Annotated in this window: 19 protein-coding genes and 1 other RNA gene; 13 read left to right on the forward strand and 7 right to left on the reverse strand. The window is 66.6% G+C overall.

The window, feature by feature from the left end; translation table 11 throughout:
• Nucleotides 1-17 precede the first annotated feature (17 nt).
• Nucleotides 18-371: a transfer-messenger RNA gene (gene ssrA, locus ACMGRF_RS06250) on the reverse strand.
• 220 nt (nucleotides 372-591) lie between these two features.
• Between ssrA and ACMGRF_RS06255 the strand changes: the two genes are divergently transcribed.
• Nucleotides 592-1,164 carry a hypothetical protein gene (locus ACMGRF_RS06255; protein ID WP_049439503.1) on the forward strand — a complete coding sequence of 191 codons (573 nt, stop codon included), beginning with the start codon at nucleotides 592-594 and terminating at the stop codon, nucleotides 1,162-1,164.
• 124 nt (nucleotides 1,165-1,288) lie between these two features.
• On the opposite strand, the gene smpB is transcribed toward ACMGRF_RS06255, so the two are convergent.
• A complete protein-coding gene (gene smpB, locus ACMGRF_RS06260; RefSeq protein ID WP_005416174.1) occupies nucleotides 1,289-1,792 on the reverse strand; it encodes an SsrA-binding protein SmpB in 504 nt (167 codons plus the stop codon).
• Between the two features lie 57 nt (nucleotides 1,793-1,849).
• On the opposite strand from smpB, the gene ACMGRF_RS06265 reads away from it, so the two are divergent.
• Nucleotides 1,850-2,275, forward strand: a complete 426-nt coding sequence (locus ACMGRF_RS06265) for a type II toxin-antitoxin system RatA family toxin (protein ID WP_049439501.1) — start codon at nucleotides 1,850-1,852, stop codon at nucleotides 2,273-2,275.
• A gap of 3 nt (nucleotides 2,276-2,278) precedes the next feature.
• Nucleotides 2,279-2,536 carry an RnfH family protein gene (locus tag ACMGRF_RS06270; RefSeq protein ID WP_100477939.1) on the forward strand — a complete coding sequence of 86 codons (258 nt, stop codon included), beginning with the start codon at nucleotides 2,279-2,281 and terminating at the stop codon, nucleotides 2,534-2,536.
• A 36-nt stretch (nucleotides 2,537-2,572) separates the two neighbouring features.
• Here ACMGRF_RS06270 and ACMGRF_RS06275 read toward each other — a convergent pair whose 3' ends face one another.
• Nucleotides 2,573-2,965, reverse strand: coding sequence for an outer membrane protein assembly factor BamE (locus tag ACMGRF_RS06275; RefSeq protein WP_014036847.1), 393 nt, complete (start codon nucleotides 2,963-2,965; stop codon nucleotides 2,573-2,575).
• Nucleotides 2,966-3,068: 103 nt separating this feature from the next.
• On the opposite strand from ACMGRF_RS06275, the gene fur reads away from it, so the two are divergent.
• Complete coding sequence (gene fur, locus ACMGRF_RS06280; protein WP_049414016.1) at nucleotides 3,069-3,476, forward strand: ferric iron uptake transcriptional regulator; 408 nt, start codon at nucleotides 3,069-3,071, stop codon at nucleotides 3,474-3,476.
• Nucleotides 3,477-3,539: 63 nt separating this feature from the next.
• Here the strand turns inward: fur and ACMGRF_RS06285 are convergent, their stop codons facing one another.
• Nucleotides 3,540-4,790, reverse strand: a complete 1,251-nt coding sequence (locus ACMGRF_RS06285; protein WP_049414015.1) for an SGNH/GDSL hydrolase family protein — start codon at nucleotides 4,788-4,790, stop codon at nucleotides 3,540-3,542.
• A gap of 97 nt (nucleotides 4,791-4,887) precedes the next feature.
• On the opposite strand from ACMGRF_RS06285, the gene ACMGRF_RS06290 reads away from it, so the two are divergent.
• Nucleotides 4,888-5,805, forward strand: a complete 918-nt coding sequence (locus ACMGRF_RS06290; protein WP_049414014.1) for a LysR family transcriptional regulator — start codon at nucleotides 4,888-4,890, stop codon at nucleotides 5,803-5,805.
• 110 nt (nucleotides 5,806-5,915) lie between these two features.
• On the opposite strand, the gene recN is transcribed toward ACMGRF_RS06290, so the two are convergent.
• Complete coding sequence (gene recN / locus ACMGRF_RS06295) at nucleotides 5,916-7,577, reverse strand: DNA repair protein RecN (protein WP_049416922.1); 1,662 nt, start codon at nucleotides 7,575-7,577, stop codon at nucleotides 5,916-5,918.
• A gap of 115 nt (nucleotides 7,578-7,692) precedes the next feature.
• On the opposite strand from recN, the gene hrcA reads away from it, so the two are divergent.
• From hrcA to dnaJ, 4 genes are all read left to right on the forward strand, one after another.
• Nucleotides 7,693-8,757, forward strand: coding sequence for a heat-inducible transcriptional repressor HrcA (gene hrcA / locus ACMGRF_RS06300; RefSeq protein ID WP_049416920.1), 1,065 nt, complete (start codon nucleotides 7,693-7,695; stop codon nucleotides 8,755-8,757).
• 63 nt (nucleotides 8,758-8,820) lie between these two features.
• Nucleotides 8,821-9,336, forward strand: coding sequence for a nucleotide exchange factor GrpE (gene grpE / locus ACMGRF_RS06305; protein ID WP_049416918.1), 516 nt, complete (start codon nucleotides 8,821-8,823; stop codon nucleotides 9,334-9,336).
• A gap of 181 nt (nucleotides 9,337-9,517) precedes the next feature.
• Nucleotides 9,518-11,440, forward strand: a complete 1,923-nt coding sequence (gene dnaK, locus ACMGRF_RS06310; RefSeq protein WP_005416183.1) for a molecular chaperone DnaK — start codon at nucleotides 9,518-9,520, stop codon at nucleotides 11,438-11,440.
• 154 nt (nucleotides 11,441-11,594) lie between these two features.
• The gene (dnaJ, locus tag ACMGRF_RS06315) at nucleotides 11,595-12,719 is read left to right on the forward strand and encodes a molecular chaperone DnaJ (RefSeq protein WP_100477941.1); all 1,125 of its coding nucleotides are present in this window, start codon (nucleotides 11,595-11,597) and stop codon (nucleotides 12,717-12,719) included.
• A gap of 59 nt (nucleotides 12,720-12,778) precedes the next feature.
• Here dnaJ and ACMGRF_RS06320 read toward each other — a convergent pair whose 3' ends face one another.
• Nucleotides 12,779-13,576, reverse strand: a complete 798-nt coding sequence (locus tag ACMGRF_RS06320; protein ID WP_180880859.1) for an AraC family transcriptional regulator — start codon at nucleotides 13,574-13,576, stop codon at nucleotides 12,779-12,781.
• 72 nt (nucleotides 13,577-13,648) lie between these two features.
• On the opposite strand from ACMGRF_RS06320, the gene ACMGRF_RS06325 reads away from it, so the two are divergent.
• From ACMGRF_RS06325 to ACMGRF_RS06340, 4 genes are all read left to right on the forward strand, one after another.
• Nucleotides 13,649-14,848, forward strand: a complete 1,200-nt coding sequence (locus ACMGRF_RS06325; RefSeq protein ID WP_049416912.1) for an MFS transporter — start codon at nucleotides 13,649-13,651, stop codon at nucleotides 14,846-14,848.
• 623 nt (nucleotides 14,849-15,471) lie between these two features.
• A complete protein-coding gene (locus tag ACMGRF_RS06330; protein WP_049417105.1) occupies nucleotides 15,472-16,386 on the forward strand; it encodes an IS110 family transposase in 915 nt (304 codons plus the stop codon).
• Nucleotides 16,387-16,631: 245 nt separating this feature from the next.
• Nucleotides 16,632-17,540: a pyridoxal kinase gene (gene pdxY / locus ACMGRF_RS06335; protein WP_099487756.1), complete on the forward strand. Its 909-nt coding sequence runs from the start codon at nucleotides 16,632-16,634 to the stop codon at nucleotides 17,538-17,540.
• Entirely contained in the window at nucleotides 17,537-18,661 is a 1,125-nt protein-coding gene (locus ACMGRF_RS06340) for a prephenate dehydrogenase (RefSeq protein WP_049414853.1), read from the forward strand. The genes pdxY and ACMGRF_RS06340 overlap by 4 nt, the downstream gene beginning before the upstream one ends.
• 259 nt (nucleotides 18,662-18,920) lie before the next feature.
• On the opposite strand, the gene ACMGRF_RS06345 is transcribed toward ACMGRF_RS06340, so the two are convergent.
• The gene (locus ACMGRF_RS06345; RefSeq protein WP_049438860.1) at nucleotides 18,921-19,115 is read right to left on the reverse strand and encodes a hypothetical protein; all 195 of its coding nucleotides are present in this window, start codon (nucleotides 19,113-19,115) and stop codon (nucleotides 18,921-18,923) included.
• Between the last annotated feature and the right edge of the window lie 6 nt (nucleotides 19,116-19,121).

Here is a 19,121-nt window from a genome sequence, read left to right on the forward strand (position 1 = left end):
TCGACAGGCCATACAGATGGTGGAGGTGGGCGGAATTGAACCGCCGTCCGAAGGCACTCCATCCCCAGCACTACATGCTTAGCTCACCGTTGGATCTCGTCCCCGAACAGCACGGTGCGCGAAGCGCATCCGGGAACCAGCCTGTTGTGTTCTAGTGCCGGACTGACAGGCAGCCGTCCAGCGCGATTCCATGATAGTGACTCTACACCGCGAGCATGGACACAAGCGGTTTCGAGGCTTAGGCCTTAAGCGGCCAGAGCGTAGTTGTCGTCGTTGGCAACTAGAGTTTTGCAGCTGGATTTACGAGGAAAGCTACCCCCTCGGCATGCGCCAGGCGACTTCACAACCCCCGTCGAAACCAATGCACCCCCGGTTTCTTCAAGTTCTGCAAGGTACAAGGCCTGTTTCGTGTCGCCACGCTCAGTGCCTGCCCAACGCTGGCAATGCTACGCCAAAACAGCTGAACAGTCACCTTGGCAATCCGCAACAAGTTGTAGAGCCTCCGTCATAGCGGATTGGTAACGTCCCTGGCACGAATTTGCGACACACTGGCGGCGACCATCCGGGCCAGGACAAACACGGAGACTGTGGGTGACCGATGCAAGCCAACAACGCAGCCTGCGACAGCTGGTCGGACCCGTCGGGGCCGACTACCAGCGGCGGGCCTTGCCCCCCGGTTGGGTCTGGGCCGTGCTGGGTGTGCTGCTTGCGGCCACCGCGCTGACCGAACTGCCGGCCACAGCGGCCGCAGCACTGGTCGCCAGTGCGGTGGTGGTGCATTGGTCGCAGCGCGGTCGCATCCATTGGCTGGGCTGGCGTCTGCCGGGCATGGCGGTGTTGGCGGCCCTGCTGTGGGGGCCGGAAGTGCTGTCGCAGTGGTTCGAGCACGGGCTGGCCGTGGTCCTGATGTCGCTGGCCAGCCTCAGCATCGGTGTGCATGTGTGGCAGTCGCGGCAGCTGGCGCGACAGCTGCAGGGCGCTGCCGATTCGCTGGATGACGCCCAGCTGCTGGCCCTGTTGCCGGCCGATGCGGCCCAGATGGCACAGCAGTGGCGCGCGGGTGATGACCGGCATGCCCCGGAACTGGCAGTCGTAATGCACCTGGCCGTGATGCACGCGGCGCTGGCACCGCGCATGCGCGGGCAGGGCGTGTTGGCAGGGTGACCCGCCTTGTCTGGCGTCGAGCCATGCTCGACTGCTTGTGTGCCGAAGCCGAGCTTGGCTCGGCTCTACAGAATGGCCGGTCAGCCGAGCTTGGCTCGGCTCTACGTGGTGATATGGAGCGGCCTTACGCGTCGCGGTTGCCGCGACGCATCACACGCTGCTTCTCGATCGCCCAGTCGCGGTCCTTGGCGGCATCGCGCTTGTCATGGGTCTGCTTGCCCTTGGCCAGCGCGACTTCGAGCTTGATCTTGTTCTTGCTCCAGTACATGGCAGTGGGCACGATCGTGTAGCCATCGCGCTCGACCTTGCCGATCAGCTTGTCGATCTCGTTCCGGTGCAGCAGCAGCTTGCGCTCGCGCCGGTCATTGGCCACCACGTGGGTGGAGGCCTGGATCAACGGGGTGATCTGTGCGCCGATCAGGTAGATCTCGCCGCGCTTCACATAGGCGTAGGCGTCGATGATGTTGCCGCGGCCTGCGCGGATCGACTTGACCTCCCAGCCCTGCAGGGCGAGGCCGGCCTCGAACCGTTCTTCGATGTGGTACTCGTGGCGGGCACGCTTGTTCAACGCGATGGTTTTGTTGGCCGTCGCGCTCTTTGCTTTATCCTTGCCGCTGTTCTTGCTCATTTCCGTATTGTCTCCGATTCGGGCCCGCCCGGTCGATTGCCGAAACGTCCTGTATTCATGCCTACTATCCGCCGCAGCGCCCTGGTCGAACATTCGGCCGCGCGCATGTTCGACCTGGTCAATGATGTCCAGGCCTATCCGCGCCGTTTCCGCTGGTGCTCGGCTGCCCAGATCCTTGAGGAGGGCGAAGACCGCCTGGTGGCGCGACTGGACCTGGGCCTGGGCTCGTTCAGTACCTGGTTCCAGACCGAAAACATCCTGCAGCGCCCGCACAGCATCGATATGCAGCTGCGCGATGGCCCGTTCAAGCAGCTGCACGGCCGCTGGGAATTCCATGCGCTGGCCGAGGATGCCTGCAAGGTCACCCTGACCCTGGAGTTCGAACCCAGCTCGCGCCTGCTCGGTCCGGCGCTGGCGATCGGCTTCCAGGGGCTGGCCGATCGCATGGTCAACGATTTCGTCCGCGTCGCCGACGAGGGCTGAGCGATGATCGAAGTCGAGGTGGTCCTGGCCTGGCCGCAGCGGGTGCTGTCGTGCCGCCTGCAGCTGGAAGAGGGGGCCACCGTCGCCGATGCTGTCGCGGCGGCCGCACTGGACGGCAGTGCCGATTGTCCCGCCGTCGCCGTGCATGGCGTACTGGCGCGCCCGCAACAGGTTCTGCTGGACGGCGACCGCATCGAACTGCTGCGCCCACTGCTGGCAGATCCGAAGGACAACCGCCGGCGTCGCGCGCTCGGCGGCTGATCCCGGTAACCCGTCCCTGCGGACGGGGATGGGCGATTAACGGCCCTTCTTCTTCTTGTCCTTCGGCAGATTGCGGCCGAACTGGCGCACGGTCTGCTGGGCCAGGGCCTTGTCGTTGCCCGGGAAGTAATCGCCTTCCCAGCGGGTCACGGCGTCATTCTCGAAGAACACCACGAAGTTCTTCACTTCGGTACGGCCCAGGCGGTTCACGCGCTGGCTGGAGGTGTAGTCCCAGCGCTGGGCGTGGAACGGGTCGGGAATGGACGGGGTGCCCAGCAGCGCGGTGACCTGCTGCTTGCTCTGCCCGACCTGCAGCTTGGCCACGGCATCTTCCCGGATCAGGTTGCCCTGATAGATGGGTTGCTTGTAGATGATGCCGCACCCGGTGGTGGACAGGGCGACGGCGGCGACCAACAGGAGATTGCGCATCGGGAATGGCGGTTGGGGAAATCAAACCGATGATACACTCCCGGCGTGCCACCGCGACCCAATCCGAGGCAGCTGGCGCTAAATCGCCAATGAACGGAGACCTATGGAAACCCACGACCTGCGTAAAGTCGGCCTGAAGGTGACCCATCCGCGGATGCGGATCCTGGCGCTGCTCGAGCAGCGCAATGCCCAGCACCACATGACCGCCGAAGACATCTACCGCCAGCTGCTGGAGCATGGCGACGAGATCGGCCTGGCCACGGTGTACCGGGTGCTGACCCAGTTCGAGGCCGCCGGCCTCGTGCTCAAGCATAATTTCGAGGGCGGCCAGGCGGTCTACGAACTGGACCGTGGCGGCCACCACGACCACATGGTCGACGTGGACAGTGGCAGGATCATCGAGTTCGAAAGCCACGAGATCGAGGAGCTGCAGCGCAAGATCGCCGCAGACCATGGCTACGAGCTGGAAGAGCACTCGCTGGTGCTGTACGTGCGCAAGAAGCGCAAGTAAGCCGTTCCGGCCAGCTGGATGCGACGAAACCCCGGGCCTGCCCGGGGTTTTTCGTTGATGGGGTCAGAGCCCTTTCCCTTCAGGAATGGGATCCGGCCCCTTGCGGCCCAGCAGGATCTCCAGGTCCACCGCCTCAGCCATGGCCCGGTTGCCGGCGTCACCCGGGTGGAGGTGGTCGCCGGAGTCGTAGGCGGCGGCCATCCGTGAGGGATCGGCCGGGTCGCGCAGCGCCGCGTCCAGGTCGATCACTGCGTCGAACGGGCTGTCCGTGCGCAGCCAGGCATTGATCCGTTGGCGCAGGGCATCCTTGTCCGGGTGGTAGTAGTCGTCCAGTGGCGTGCCGGGCAGGGCGTCGGCAAACGGCGGCAGGGTGGCGCCAATGATCCGCACGCCACGATGGCGGGCCTGTTCTGCCAGCGCGCGATACCCCGCCTGCAGTTCGGCCAGCGTGGGCCGGGCCTGGTTCCGGGCGAACGCAGTGCCAGGCCAGCTGATGTCATTGATGCCGATCAGCACGATCACACTGGATACCGCAGGCTGGTCCAGCGCGTCGCGCCGGAAGCGCACCAGGGCGGATTCACCCATGCCGTCGCGCAGCAGCCGCCCCCCGGAAATGCCGGCGTTCACCACGGCTATGCCCCGCGCTGCCAGGCGTGCGGCCAGATGATCGGTCCAGCGCTGGTCCTGGTCGAGGCTGGCGGTGGCACCGTCGGTGATCGAATCCCCGATCACCACCACGCTGCGCGCGTCGGCCTCGACGTCAATTCCGGTCAGCAGCAGGCGGGCGGTGGTGCTGCTGGCTGCGCTCAGGGCCTGGGCCCGGCTCTGGTCGCCGGGGGCGATCCAACTGGTCTGGCGGCCTTCCCAATGGAACGTCTGAACGGTTGCCGGGCCCGGCACAAAGACGCTGACCTGCAATGCCTGGCGGTCATCCGTGGCCAGCGGGAGCGGATCGCTCAGCTGTTCCTGACCGGGCCCGATCAACACCCCGGGCTGGCCGCCGAAGCTGAGCGGTTGCGGGATGGCGCCCGCGCGTGCGGCCACGCTGGCCGCCCCGATCCGCAGCGGCTGGGTGCCGTAGGCATTGCTCAGCCGCACCCGCAGCCGCGGGCCGCCCAGGCTGATGCGCGCCGTCTGGCGGAAGGTCTGGTCCTGCAGTGTGCCCGGGACCAGGGTCGGGAACAGGAAATCCGCGTTCCAGACCGGCTGCGGGCTGGCCTGCCAGCTGGCGACCCAGTGCGGGGCGGATGCGGCACTGGCGGCGCCGGACACGGCGAGCAGGGCGGTGGCGGTGAGCTGGCTGAATCGGTTCATCGGGCGGTCCCGAGTGGAGGGACCGCCATGGTGATTCCGAGCTTATCTGTGAACTAGACTGCGCGTGGACAATCATCTGTGAACTGGATTCATTGCCATGGCGCGACCCGACATCAACCGATCCGGCGAACTGGAAGTGTTCGTGCGGGTGATCGAGACCGGTGGATTCTCCGCCGCCGCACGCACCCTGGACATGACGCCGTCAGCAGTGAGCAAGCTGGTGGCCCGGCTGGAGCAGCGGCTGGGTACGCGCCTGCTGCAACGCTCGACCCGCCAGCTGCAGCTGACCCCGGAAGGCTGCGCGTTCTACGAGCGTGGCCTGCGCGTGCTGGCCGACCTGGAGGAGGCCGAGCGTTGTGCCAGCGCCCATGCCGAGCCGCGCGGGCGGCTGCGGGTCAACTCCAACGTGCCGTTCGGCCGCCATTTCCTGTTGCCGCTGCTGCCGGCGTTCCTTGAGCGCAATCCGCAGGTGGGCGTGGACCTGACCCTCAACGACGAGGTGATCGACCTGCTGGAGCAGCGCACCGACGTGGCAGTGCGGGCCGGGCCGCTGAAGAGCTCCAGTCTGGTGGCGCGACGGCTGGGTGCGACGCGGATGATGATCGTGGCTGCGCCAGCGTACGCGCAGCGGCATGGGCTGCCGCGCACCGTCGAGGAACTGCAGTCGCACAACCGGCTGGACATCGGCCATGCGCGTGCGATGCAGGGGTGGCCGCTGCTGCAGGAGGGGCGCGAGCGGATGCTGCTGCCCAGTGGCAATGCCCGTGCCAGCAACGGCGATGCGCTGCGCCAGCTGGTGCTGGGAGGGCTCGGCATGGCGCGGCTGGCGGCATTCCAGGTGCAGGAGGACATTGCTGCCGGGCGCTTGCTGCCGGTGCTGGAAGAGGCCAATCCCGGTGATCTGGAAGAGGTGCACGCGGTGTTCCTGGGGCAGGGCGGTTACCTGCCGCTGCGGGTGCGCGCGTTCCTCGATTTCCTGGTGGAACAGGTCGATCTGACGCAGCCACGGGGGTAGTGCCGGCCGCTGGCCGGCAACCCCATGACCTTCATCCACCCGCATCGGGGTGCCGGCCAGCGGCCGGCACTACCGTGCGGAAGCCGAGCCAATGCCCGGCTCGGCCGGCGTTACACCTGCAGCAGCTTGCGGGCGGCGGCGCGCGCTTCCTTGCTCACTTCCACGCCGCCGAGCATGCGCGCCAGCTCTTCCTCGCGCGCCTTGTTGTCCAGCTTTTCCACTGCGCTCTGGGTCATGCCTTCCACCGGGGCCTTGCTGACCCGGTAATGGGCGTGGCCCTTGGAGGCGACCTGCGGCAGGTGGGTCACGCACAGCACCTGGCGCTTCTCGCCGAGCGCGCGCAGCTTCTGGCCGACGATGTCGGCCACCGCGCCACCGATGCCGGAGTCGACCTCGTCAAACACCATGGTCGGCACTGCATCCAGGTCCAGCGCGGCCACTTCGATGGCCAGCGAGATACGTGACAGTTCACCGCCCGAGGCCACCTTGCGCAGGGCGCGCGGCGGCTGGCCGGCGTTGGCCGCCACCAGGAACTCGACGCGCTCGGCACCCTGCGGGTCGGGCTTGCCGCTGTCCTGTGGCTCCAGTTCGATCAGGAACTGGCCGCCGCCCATGCCGAGCTCGGCGATGATGCCGGTGGTGGTGGCCGACAGTTCGGCAGCGGCGCTGCGGCGGCTGGCGGTCAGCACTTCAGCCTGTACGCGCCAGGCGGCGGCGGCCTTGTCGATCTCGCCGGCCAGGCGCTGCAGGCGCTCGTCGGCGCCACGCAGCTGCTCCACTTCGGCATGCATGCGCTCGCGCTGCGCGCCCAGTTCGTCCATCGGCACGCGGTGCTTGCGGGCCAGGTCGTGCAGGCGACCGAGGCGGCGCTCGTTCTCCTCGAACTGTTCCGGGTCGGCATCCAGATCGTCGTGCACGCGGTCAAGCAGCGACAGGGCTTCGTGCAGCTGGATCGAGGCGTTCTCGATCAGGCTGTCCACTTCGCCCAGGCGCGGGTCGTGCTCGATCAGGCGCGACAGCTCGTGGCGCACCTGCTGCAGCAGGTCCAGCGCAGAGCTGCCGTCATCGCCGTTGAGCTGGTTGCTGGCGGCCTGGCAGGCGCTCAGCAGGGCGCTGGCGTGGGCCTGGCGACGGTGGCTGGCGCCAAGCGCGGCAATCGATTCCGGTTCAAGATCCTCGCGGTCCAGTTCGCGCAGCTGGTGCTCCAGGAAGCCGATCCGGTCACTGACGTCGCCCTGTTGCGACAACGCCAGCGATTCATCGACCAGCGCCTGCCAGGCCGCGGCGGCGTGGCGCACCTGGCGGCGCTCGTTCTCGTTGCCGGCATAGGCATCCAGCAGGGCCAGCTGCGACGGGCGCGCCAGCAGCGCCTGCTGTTCATGCTGGCCGTGGATCTCCACCAGCAGCGAGGCCAGGTCGCCCAGCTGTGCCAGCGTCACCGGGCGGCCATTGATCCAGGCCCGCGAGCCGCCGTCGGCGCGGATCACGCGGCGCAGCTGGCATTGGTCCTCGTCGTCCAGCTCGTTGTCGGCCAGCCACTGGCGGGCGGCCTGCAGCTGCTCCAGCGCGAATTCGGCGGAAAGCTCGGCGCGTGCGGCGCCATGGCGGACCACGCCGCTGTCGGCGCGCAGGCCGGACAGGAAGCCCAGTGCGTCGACCATCAGCGACTTGCCGGCGCCAGTCTCGCCTGAAACCACGGTCATGCCTGGCCCGAACTCCAGTTCGGTGGCGCGGACGACGGCGAAATCCTTGATCGAAAGATGTCTGAGCATGGGTAAGGGGGTATCAGCAGCCGCGCAACGCTAGCACGCGCGCGCGGGAGGTCCAATGACTTGCCAAGGTGATGCGTCGCCATTATCTAGTGTCCGTGTCTCACAGGTTGATTCCATGCACGGTTCTCCCGACCAGCTTGCTCCACGCGCGCGCCATCTGCTGCGCACGCTGATCGCGCGCTACATCCAGGACGGCGAGCCGGTCGGCTCGCAGACGCTGGCGCGCGTGGCCGGCCTGGAAGTCAGCCCGGCCACCATCCGCAACATCCTGGGCGACCTGGAGGATCTGGGCCTGCTGGCCTCGCCACATACCTCGGCCGGGCGCATCCCAACCGCGCATGGCTACCGGGTGTTCGTCGACAGCCTGCTGCAGATGCAGCCGCCGGGCGAGGGCGAGCTGGCCCGGTTGCGCCAGGAACTGGCCGGCGGCGGCAGTACTCAGGCCCTGCTCGGCAGCGCCTCGGAGCTGCTTTCGGCGATGAGCCACTTCGTCGGCGTGGTCAGCGCACCGCGGCGCGAGCAGTTCGCCTTCCGCCAGATCGATTTCGTGGCGCTGGACGGGCGCCGGGTGCTGGCGATCCTGGTATTTGCCGACAACGAGGTACAGAACCGGGTGATCGAGACCCGGCAGGAGTTTGCGCCAGGCCAGCTGGAGCAGGTCGCCAACTACCTCAACGCGCATTTCGCCGGCCTGCCGATGGCCGAGATCCGTACCCGCCTGCTGCTGGAGCTGCGCGACGCCCGGTCCGAACTGGAGCAGTTGCTGGCCCACAGCATCGAACTGGCCGAGCAGGCCCTGCAGCCGGCGGCCGACGACATGCTGGTGGCCGGCCAGACCCGCTTGATGGGGGTGCAGGACCTGTCCGACCTGGAGCGCCTGCGCGAACTGTTCGAACTGTTCTCCAGCAAGCGCGAGATCCTGCAGCTGCTGGAGCGGACCATCCAGGCGCCGGGGGTGCGCATCTTCATCGGCGAAGAGACCGGAATGATGCCGCTGCAGGGCGTCTCGCTGGTCACTGCCCCGTACACCGCCAATGGCCAGGTGCTGGGCGTGCTGGGCGTGATTGGCCCCAAGCGGATGGCCTACGACCGGGTGATCCCGCTGGTCCAGGCCACCGCCGATGTGCTTGGCGCGGCCTTTTCGCCGGCCGGGCGCACGCCGGGAACATCCGACGCTTGAAACGCAGCATCCCGCCCACACTAGGGTGGGTGGAGGCGGAGAGTGACCGCCAGGGACCCAGACATGAACCACGAACAGCCAGATATCGAATCCCAGCAGAGTGCCGCCGATGCGGCTGCCACCGCCGGCGTCAACGACGAAGTCGAGCGCCTGCGCGCCGAAGTCGAGCAGGTCAAGGCCGATGCGCTGCGTGAGCGCGCCGACCTGGAAAACCAGCGCAAGCGTGTTGCCCGTGACATCGAGCAGGCCCGCAAGTTCGCCAACGAGAAGCTGCTGGGCGAGCTGCTGCCGGTGTTCGACAGCCTGGATGCCGGCCTGAAGGCCGCCGGCGACGACCCGCACCCGCTGCGCGAAGGCCTGGAGCTGACCTACAAGCAGCTGCTCAAGGTCGCTGCCGACAACGGCCTGGTCCTGCTCGACCCGATCGGCCAGCCGTTCAACCCGGAGCACCACCAGGCCATCAGCCAGGCGCCGACCCCGGGCGCCGCCCCGGGCAGCGTGGTGACCGTGTTCCAGAAGGGCTACCTGCTCAACGAGCGCCTGCTGCGGCCGGCGCTGGTGGTAGTGGCCGCCGATTGATCCCGCGGGGCCGGGGCGGCGGACAGACCCGCCACCCGACCCGACGCTGAACGCGGCGGATCATCGGAAACACAGCGTTCGGGAGGTGGCTTGAATGTTCCACGGGCCTCCCCCACATCGTATTCATCCACCGGCCGAACGGCCGGACTGACCCCAACAAGCATCCTCAGGAGTCTCCCCCATGGGCAAGATCATTGGTATCGACCTCGGCACCACCAACTCGTGCGTGGCGATCATGGACGGCGGCAAGGCCCGCGTCATCGAGAATTCGGAAGGCGATCGCACCACCCCGTCGATCGTCGCCTACACCAAGGACGGCGAAGTCCTGGTCGGTGCCTCGGCCAAGCGCCAGGCCGTGACCAACCCGAAGAACACCTTCTACGCGGTGAAGCGCCTGATCGGCCGCAAGTTCACCGACGGTGAGGTGCAGAAGGACATTGCCCATGTCCCGTACAGCATCCTGGCCCATGACAATGGCGACGCCTGGGTCGCCACCAGCGACGGCAAGAAGATGGCCCCGCAGGAAATCTCGGCCAAGGTGCTGGAGAAGATGAAGAAGACCGCCGAGGACTTCCTCGGTGAGAAGGTCACCGAAGCGGTCATCACCGTGCCGGCCTACTTCAACGACAGCCAGCGCCAGGCGACCAAGGACGCCGGTCGCATCGCCGGTCTGGACGTCAAGCGCATCATCAACGAGCCGACCGCGGCTGCGCTGGCCTACGGCCTGGACAAGGGCGACAACAAGGATCGCAAGATCGTGGTGTACGACCTGGGCGGCGGCACCTTCGACGTTTCGGTGATCGAGATCGCCAACGTCGACGGCGAGAAGCAGTTCGAAGTGCTGGCCACCAACGGTGACACCTTCCTGGGTGGCGAAGACTTCGACAACCGCGTCATCGAGTACCTGGTTGAAGAGTTCAACAAGGACCAGGGCATCGACCTGCGCAAGGATCCGCTGGCCCTGCAGCGCCTGAAGGATGCTGCCGAGCGCGCCAAGATCGAGCTGTCCAGCGCCCAGCAGACCGAAGTGAACCTGCCGTACGTGACCGCTGACGCGTCGGGTCCGAAGCACCTGAACATCAAGCTGACCCGCGCCAAGCTGGAAGCACTGGTGGACGACCTGATCAAGAAGTCGATCGAGCCGTGCCGCGTCGCCCTGAACGATGCCGGCCTGCGTTCGAGCGACATCAGCGAAGTGATCCTGGTCGGCGGCCAGACCCGCATGCCCAAGGTGCAGCAGGCGGTGACCGAGTTCTTCGGCAAGGAACCGCGCAAGGACGTCAACCCGGACGAAGCCGTGGCACTGGGTGCGGCGATCCAGGGCGGCGTGCTGGGCGGCGACGTCAAGGACGTGCTGCTGCTGGACGTGACCCCGCTGTCGCTGGGTATCGAAACCATGGGTGGCGTGTTCACCAAGATCATCGAGAAGAACACCACCATCCCGACCAAGGCCTCGCAGGTGTTCTCCACCGCCGAGGACAACCAGTCGGCCGTGACCGTGCACGTGCTGCAGGGTGAGCGCGAACAGGCCCGCTTCAACAAGTCGCTGGCCAAGTTCGACCTGTCCGGCATCGAGCCGGCCCCGCGTGGCCTGCCGCAGGTGGAAGTGTCCTTCGACATCGATGCCAACGGCATCCTGCACGTGTCGGCCAAGGACAAGAAGACCAACAAGGAACAGAAGGTCGAGATCAAGGCCGGTTCGGGCCTGTCCGAGGAAGAGATCGCACGCATGGTCGCCGACGCGGAAGCCAACCGCGAGGAAGACAAGAAGTTCCAGGAACTGGTGCAGGCCCGCAACCAGGCCGACGCCCTGATCCACGGCACCCGCAGCGCCATCACCGAGCACGGCAGCAAGGTCGGCGGCGATGTCATCGGCAAGGTCGAGGCAGCGCTGGCTGACCTGGAAACCGCGATGAAGGGCGACGACAAGGCACAGATCGAAGCCAAGTCGAAGGCACTGGAAGAAGCTGGCCAGTCGCTGTTCGCCGCTGCTTCGGCCGACCAGGGCGGTGCCCCGGGTGCCGACGCCGGCAATGCCGGCAAGGCGCAGGACGACGTGGTCGACGCTGAGTTCACCGAAGTCAAGGACGACAAGAAGTCCTGATCCGGACCGACGCGGGACGCTGGCCACCAGCGTCCCGTTGTCGCATCAGGGTCCTGACCGCCGACCGGCGTGTCGGGGCGCCCGACGCAAGAGCGGACCTGGTTCCGCTCTTCCGCTTTGACGAATCCCGACTTTCCGGAACCCGATTCACGATATGAGCAAGCGCGATTACTACGAAGTGCTGGGCGTTGCCCGCACCGCCACCGACGACGAGCTGAAGAAGGCCTACCGTCGCTGCGCGATGAAGTTCCACCCGGACCGCAACCCGGGTGATGCGGCGGCCGAGGCCTCCTTCAAGGAGTGCAAGGAAGCCTACGAAGTGCTGTCCGACGGCAACAAGCGCCGCATGTACGACAGCCACGGCCACGCCGCGTTCGAGCACGGCATGGGCGGTGGCGGTCCGGGTGGTCCGGACATGAACGATATCTTCGGCGATATCTTCGGCAACATCTTTGGCGGGGGCGGCGGCGGTCCGCGCCAGGCCCGTCGCGGTGCCGACATCGGCTACGTGATGGAACTGGACCTGGAAGAAGCCGTGCGCGGCGTCGAGCGCCGGATCGAGATCCCGACCCTGGCCGAGTGCGGCGACTGCGATGGCAGTGGCTCCGAAGATGGCAAGGTCGAGACCTGCAATGTGTGCCATGGCCGCGGCCAGGTGCGCATCCAGCGCGGCATCTTCGCCATGCAGCAGGCCTGCCACAACTGCGGCGGCCGTGGCCAGATCATCGCCAAGCCCTGCAAGACCTGCCACGGCAACGGCCGCGTCGAGGAAGACAAGGTGCTGTCGGTGAAGGTGCCGGCGGGCGTCGATACCGGTGACCGCATCCGCCTGCAGGGCGAGGGTGAAGCCGGGCCGGCCGGTACGCCGCCGGGCGACCTGTACGTGGAAGTGCGCGTGCGCGAGCATGCGATCTTCCAGCGCGATGGCGACGACCTGCACTGCGAAGTGCCGATCCGCATCTCGCAGGCGGCACTGGGTGACACCGTGCGCGTGGCCACGCTCGGCGGCGAAGCGGAAATCCGCATTCCGGCCGAGACCCAGACCGGCAAGCTGTTCCGCCTGCGCGGCAAGGGCGTGCGTTCGGTGCGCAGCCGCAGCGAAGGCGACCTGTACTGCCGCGTGGTGGTGGAGACGCCGGTCAACCTCACCAACGAGCAGCGCAAGCTGCTGGAGCAGTTCGAGGCCACCTTCGTCGGCGAGGAAGCGCGCAAGCATTCGCCGAAGTCGGCCACCTTCATCGACGGCGTGAAGGGCTTCTGGGACCGGATGACGTCCTGAGGTCTCAACGCAAACGGTGAACGTTAGCGCCGGGCCATGCCCGGCGTTTCCGTTTGCGCTCAGCGGAAAAACGCCGCTGGCGTCTGCCCCAGCTGGCGCTTGAACATGCTGGTGAACGCGCTGGGGCTGTCGTAGCCCGTCGCCAGCGCGACATCGATGACCTTGTCGCCGATCGCCAGCCGCTCCATCGCGGCCAGCAGCCGTGCCTGTTGCCGCCACTGCCCGAAGGTCATGCCCAGCTCGGTGGCGAAGCGCCGCTGGATGGTTTTCACGTCCACCTCCAGCGCCTGCGCCCAGTCCTGCAGCGTGGCGTCATCGCCGGGGTGCTTCTGCAGGTGTTGGCAGATCCGCTGCAGGCGCGGGTCGCTTGGCGCAGGCAGGTGCAACGGCAGCACGTCCATGCGGTGCAGCTCGTCCAGCAGCAGGCGGACCACGCGGCCATCGCGGCTGTCCTCGATGTGCTCGCCCTTGACCAGCGTGGCGGCCTGCAGCAGCTCGCGCAGCAGGGGCGAGACCTGCACCGCGAACGGCTCGGCCGGCAGGTGCAAGGCGAACGACGGATCGATGTACAGGCTGCGCATGTGCACGGCGGCGATGCAGTCCACCGCGTGCACCATGCCGGCCGGCATCCAGATCGCGCGGTTCGATGGGACGACCCAGCGCCCGACTTCCGACCGCACCACCATCAGGCCGGAGATGGCGTAGACCAGCTGGTGGCGCTGGTGCTTGTGACCAGGGATGTGGGTACCTACCGGGTACTGGGTGACCCGATAGGTGACCGGGTGATGCAGTGGAACCTCCCGCCAGGGCGCGGCCGGATCGACGTCACTGGCGATGTCCTTTTTGCGATAGGGCATGACCTGAACGCGGCAGAAGGGAGAGAGGGGCAACCGTAGCATGCGTGGCTCGCCCCCAACCTGACTGCGTCCATGTCGACCCTGGCTTCTCCCGCAACGACCTCACGCCCGGCGGCCCCCGGCGTGCTGGCCGCCATTTCTACCTCGCACGTCGTCAACGACATGATGCAGTCGCTGATCCTGGCCATCTATCCGGTGATCAAGGGCGGCTTCAATCTCAGCTTCACCCAGATCGGCCTGATCACGTTGACCTACCAGCTCACTGCGTCGATCTTCCAGCCATTGATCGGTGTCGCCACCGACCGCCGCCCGGCACCGTACTCGCTGCCGATCGGCATGGCCTCGACCCTGTGCGGCATGCTGCTGCTCGGCTTCGCACCGAACTACGCGATGGTGCTGCTGGCAGCGGCAATGGTCGGCATCGGCTCGGCGATCTTCCATCCGGAGGCCTCGCGCATCGCGCGGCTCGCCTCGGGCGGCCGTCATGGCTTCGCGCAGTCGGTGTTCCAGGTGGGGGGCAATTTCGGTACCGCGTTGGGCCCGCTGATTGCAGCGGCAGTGATCGTGCCGTACGGCCAGCATGCCGCGTCGTGGTTCGCAGGCGCGGCCCTGATCGGCATCGCATTGCTGACCTATGTTGGCCGCTGGTACGCGTTGCATCTGGGCACGCCGCGTCCGGCCAGCACCGCGTCGATGGCGCCGAGGCATCCGCCGCGCACCGTGGCCAAGGTGCTGGCGATCCTGCTGGTGCTGATCTTCAGCAAGTACTTCTACATGGCCAGCATCGGCAGCTACTTCACCTTCTACCTGATCCACCACTTCGGCATTCCGGTGGCGCAGGCGCAGCTGCACCTGTTCGCGTTCCTGGTGGCGTCCGCAGCCGGTGGTTTCCTGGGTGGCCCGTTGGGTGACCGGATCGGCCGCAAGCCGATCATCTGGACCTCGATCCTGGGCGTGGCGCCGTTCGCGTTGATGCTGCCGCATGCCGACCTGTTGTGGACGACGGTGTTGGCGGTGCTGATCGGCTTCGTGCTGTCTTCGGCGTTCTCGGCGATCGTGGTCTACGCGCAGGAGATGATGCCGCACCGCATCGGCATGGTGTCCGGCCTGTTCTTCGGTTTCGCGTTCGGTATGGGCGGGCTGGGTGCCGCCGTGCTCGGCCTGCTGGCGGACAGGACCAGCATCGAGTACGTCTACCAGCTGACCGCGTTCCTGCCGCTGCTGGGCATCGTGGCGGCATGGCTGCCGCCGTCGCGGCCTGCTGCTCGCTGAGGGGGTTTGGTTTGCAGGGCTTGCAGCCCTGCACCCGCAGAGGCAACGGCAACAGCCGAAGCGCGCTATCCGTGGATTGGCGGGGTGGGTCCGGTTGCGGGGGACGCCGTAAATACGTCCCTGTAGGCTCGGTCGCGCCATCCATGGCGCTCACGCCCCCCGCAACCGGACCCACCCCGCCTTCGACAGTTTCCTGCGATTTGTCGGAACGGTGTACTGCTCTGGTAGGTGTCGAGCTTGGTCGACACGGTAGACCCATGCCATGCGTGGATGAATTCATTCGATATCTGACAGATGTGTCGACCAAGGTCGACACCCACCAACAGCCGCAGTTACCAACAGCCGCGTGAACCTGTCGAAGGCGGGGCGGTGTCGGAGTGCGGGGTGTGAGCCGCATGGATGCGGCGACCAAGCCTTATCTGATCGGAATCTGGCAGCGTAGGTGTCGAGAGCCGGCGTGGGCCGCCGTGTAAGCCTGGATCTCGACGATCGCCATGTAGCTTGGCGCCCACGCCGGAATCTCCCTTGATCCGCCCGAACAGTTGCTGGAGCTGACACTCGCAGTGATAAGACTGGGCAAGCGGGGGAGCTCTCGACCCTTCCAGACTATACGGAGTCCGGTGATGAACGGGATCGGGATTGATGTCAGCAAGCGCCAACTGGATGTCGGTACGACGGATGGAGAGACCCTGCAGGTCTGGAACAACCGCTCCGGCTTTTCTGAATTGGATGTTTGGCTGAAGAAGCGTCCGGTCAGCCAGATCGTGCTGGAAGCCACCGGCGGTTACGAGCGGCCGGTGCTGGATTTTCTGCACGCAGCGGGCCATCCGGTGGTCCGCGCCAATGCCCTGCGGGCCCGCAGGCTGGCCCAGGGGATGGGCCAGATGGCCAAGACCGACCGGTTGGATGCCTATGCATTGGCGCAGATGGCGGCCTTGGTGAAACTTCCCGCCTACCAGCCGCTGGAGCCTTGGCAGCAGAAAATGCGGGAATTCGTGCGGGCACGTCGACAGGCGATGCACGCGCTGACCATCGCGCGACAGCAGCAGGAAATGGTCGGTGATCGTGAATTGCGCCGGCTACTGCAGGCCAACATCACCCGCTTGCAGACGCTGGTTGAACGTCTGGGAAAGCAAATTGCCGAGCAGGTTGCCCAGCAGCCTCAACTGGCTGTCCTGAAGTCGATGAAGGGCGTTGGCCCTGGCCTGCAGGCGGTATTGGCAAGCTATCTTCCCGAACTGGGGAGGATCAGTGGTAAGGCCATCGCCAGCCTGGTCGGTGTGGCCCCCATGTCCCACGACAGCGGAACCATGCGCGGCAAACGAAGCATCCATGGCGGCAGGGCCGAGATCCGCCAGGTGCTTTACATGGCCAGCATGTCGGCCATGCGGCATGAACCTCGACTGCGCGATTTCTACCAGTCGCTGCGAGCCCGGGGCAAAGAAGGAAAAGTAGCCATCGTGGCGGTGATGCGGAAAATGCTGGTGATTCTCAACGCCCGGGTGCGCGACGCTGAAAACGGGCTGGTCCCTGCCTAAAGCCAGCCAGGGCGCAGACCAAAGGCTGCCGGCCAGCGGCCGGCACTACCGTGCCCGTCTCCTGGAGGGGCCAAGCCCCTCCATCAACACAGTTGCTACACGGACGTACTTGCGGCGTCCCCGCATTCCGACACCGCCCCGCAACCCCACGGATAGCTCGCTTTTGCCGTTGCCGTTGCTTGCAGCTTCGGCAGGTGCAGGGCTGCAAGCCCTGCCGAAAACCTCCTTGGGCGTAGAATGCGGCCATGAGCGAATCCCTTGATAACCACCTGGTCCACGGCCGCCGCCAGCGGCCGGATGGCCCGTCGCCGATCGATGTCATCTCGGTCCAGTCGCAACTCGTCTACGGCCATGCCGGCAACAGCGCCGCCGTACCGCCGATGCGTGCGCTGGGCGTGCGCGTGGCGGAAATCCCGACCGTGCTGCTGAGCAATGCGCCTTTCTACGACACCACGCGTGGCCGCGTGCTGCCCGCTGACTGGTTCGCCGACCTGCTGCTGGGCACCCACGAGCGCGGCCTGCCGCAGCGGGCGAAAATGCTCGTCTCCGGCTATTTCGGCAGCACCGCCAACGGGGCCGCCTTCGCAGACTGGCTGGACGACATCCTGCCGGCCTGCCCGCAGCTGCGCTATTGCCTGGACCCGGTGATTGGCGACACGCACACCGGCCCCTACGTGGAACCCGGGCTGGAAGCGATCTTCGCCGAGCGCCTGTTGCCGCATGCCTGGCTGGTGACGCCGAACGCTTTCGAACTGAATCGCCTGACCGGCATGCCGGCGCTGGCCGAGGCCGATGCCATCGCCGCCGCGCGCACGCTGCTGGATCGCGGCCCGCATTGGGTGATCGCGCACAGCGTGGGCGGCACCCCGGGTGAACTGGTGACCCTGGCCGTCGGCCGCGAGGAAACCTGGCGGTGGACCTCGCCGCTGCTGCCGGTGGACGTGGCGGGTACCGGCGATGTGCTGATGTCGCTGGTGGTGTCGTTCCTGCTGCGCGGCGAATCGATGCAGCAGGCGATTTCGCGTGCGATTGCCGGCACCCATGCGGCGCTGGAGGCGACGCTGGACAACGGCTTCGAGGAATTCGACGTGGTCGCCGCCGCGCCGGCGGCGCTGGCCGAAGGCACGCGCTTCCGCGCCGAACGCGTGGCATGAGCGGCCTGGACCCGCGCACGCCGCGCACGGTCGGCATCATCGGCAGCGCTGGTGCCTACGGGCGCTGGCTGACCCGCTTCTTCCAGCAGCACATGCAGCTGCAGGTGATCGGCCACGATCCGGCCGACCCGGGTTCGCACACGCCGGAACACCTGCTGGCGCAGGCCGATGTGCTGGTGTTCTCGGCACCGATCCGGCACACCCCGGCGTTGATCGCCGAGTACGTGCGGCAATCGGCGGGTCGCGAGCGCGGCAGGCTGTGGCTGGATGTGACCTCGGTGAAGGAGGCGCCAGTGCAGGCGATGCTGGCCTCGCAGGCCGAAGTGGTCGGCCTGCACCCGATGACGGCGCCGCCGAAGGCGCCGACCCTGAAGGGCCGGGTGATGGTGGTCTGCGAAGCGCGGCTGCAGCTCTGGCAGGCGTGGGTCGATACGCTGTGCACCGCGCTGCAGGCCGAGTGCGTGCGGGCCACGCCCCAGCACCACGACCAGATGATGGCGCTGGTGCAGGCGATGGTGCATGCCACCCACCTGGCCCAGGCCGGCGTGTTGCGCCAGTACCAGCCGCAGCTGGGCGACCTGGCTGCGATGATGCCGTACCGTTCGGCATCGTTCGAGCTGGATACGGCGATCATCTCGCGCATCCTGTCGCTCAACCCGGCGATTTACGAAGACATCCAGTTCGGCAACCCGTACGTAGCGCCGATGCTGGAGCGGCTGGTTGGCCAGTTGCAGGCCCTGCAGGTGCAGGTCGGGCAGGGCGACGACCGTGCACGTGGTGCCTTCCGCGAGCAGCTGCTGTCAGCCAATCGCAGTGCTTTCGGTGATCAGGCGCTGGCTGAAGGCAACTACACGTTCGAACGCGTGGGCTATCTGCTGGCTGACCTGACCGAGCGCAATGCGCTGTCGGTGCACCTGCCGGAAGACCGGCCCGGCTCGCTGCGCGAGCTGCTGAACGTGTTCGAGCAGCATCGCATCAGCCTGGCCTCGATCCATTCCTCACGTACGCCCGGCGGCGAAGTGCACTTCCGCATCGGGTTCATCGCCGGCAGTGATCCGGCAGCGATCACCCGGGCGGCTGCGGAAGTGGACGCCAGCGGCATCGGCCGGGTGCTCGGCTGACCACATTCATCCACAGGCGGTGTGGATGGATCCTGAGCAAACGTGTGGATAACCTCGCTCAGCCCTTGCTGGCAAAGGCTGTCAAGATGCCTGGCGAAAAATTGGTCACGCTTTTTTGTAGGGTCGAGCCATGCTCGACTGCTTCTGGCGAAAAGCGTGTCGCGCAAGGTCGACACCTACCAGAGCGGAGGATGGAAATCCGGTAGCGCGAGCGCGGGGCAGCACCAATGCGGCAGCGCCGGGCCATGCCCGGCGGACCTCAAATCGTCAACCGCAGTTCACCACCACTGGTGGTGAACTCGCGCCCATTGCGCACCAGCTGGCGCCCGTCATCCAGCTCATAGCGCGGCGTGGCTTCGGAGTGGTGCCCGCTGCCGTTCGCCTCGGGCTTGAATTCGATGATGACGTGGCTTTCGCCATTACTGTCGATGGCGGGGAACTGACGGAACGACATCGCGTA

The organism is Stenotrophomonas sp. EMP41 (genome assembly GCF_047495535.1).
GTDB lineage: Bacteria > Pseudomonadota > Gammaproteobacteria > Xanthomonadales > Xanthomonadaceae > Stenotrophomonas > Stenotrophomonas sepilia.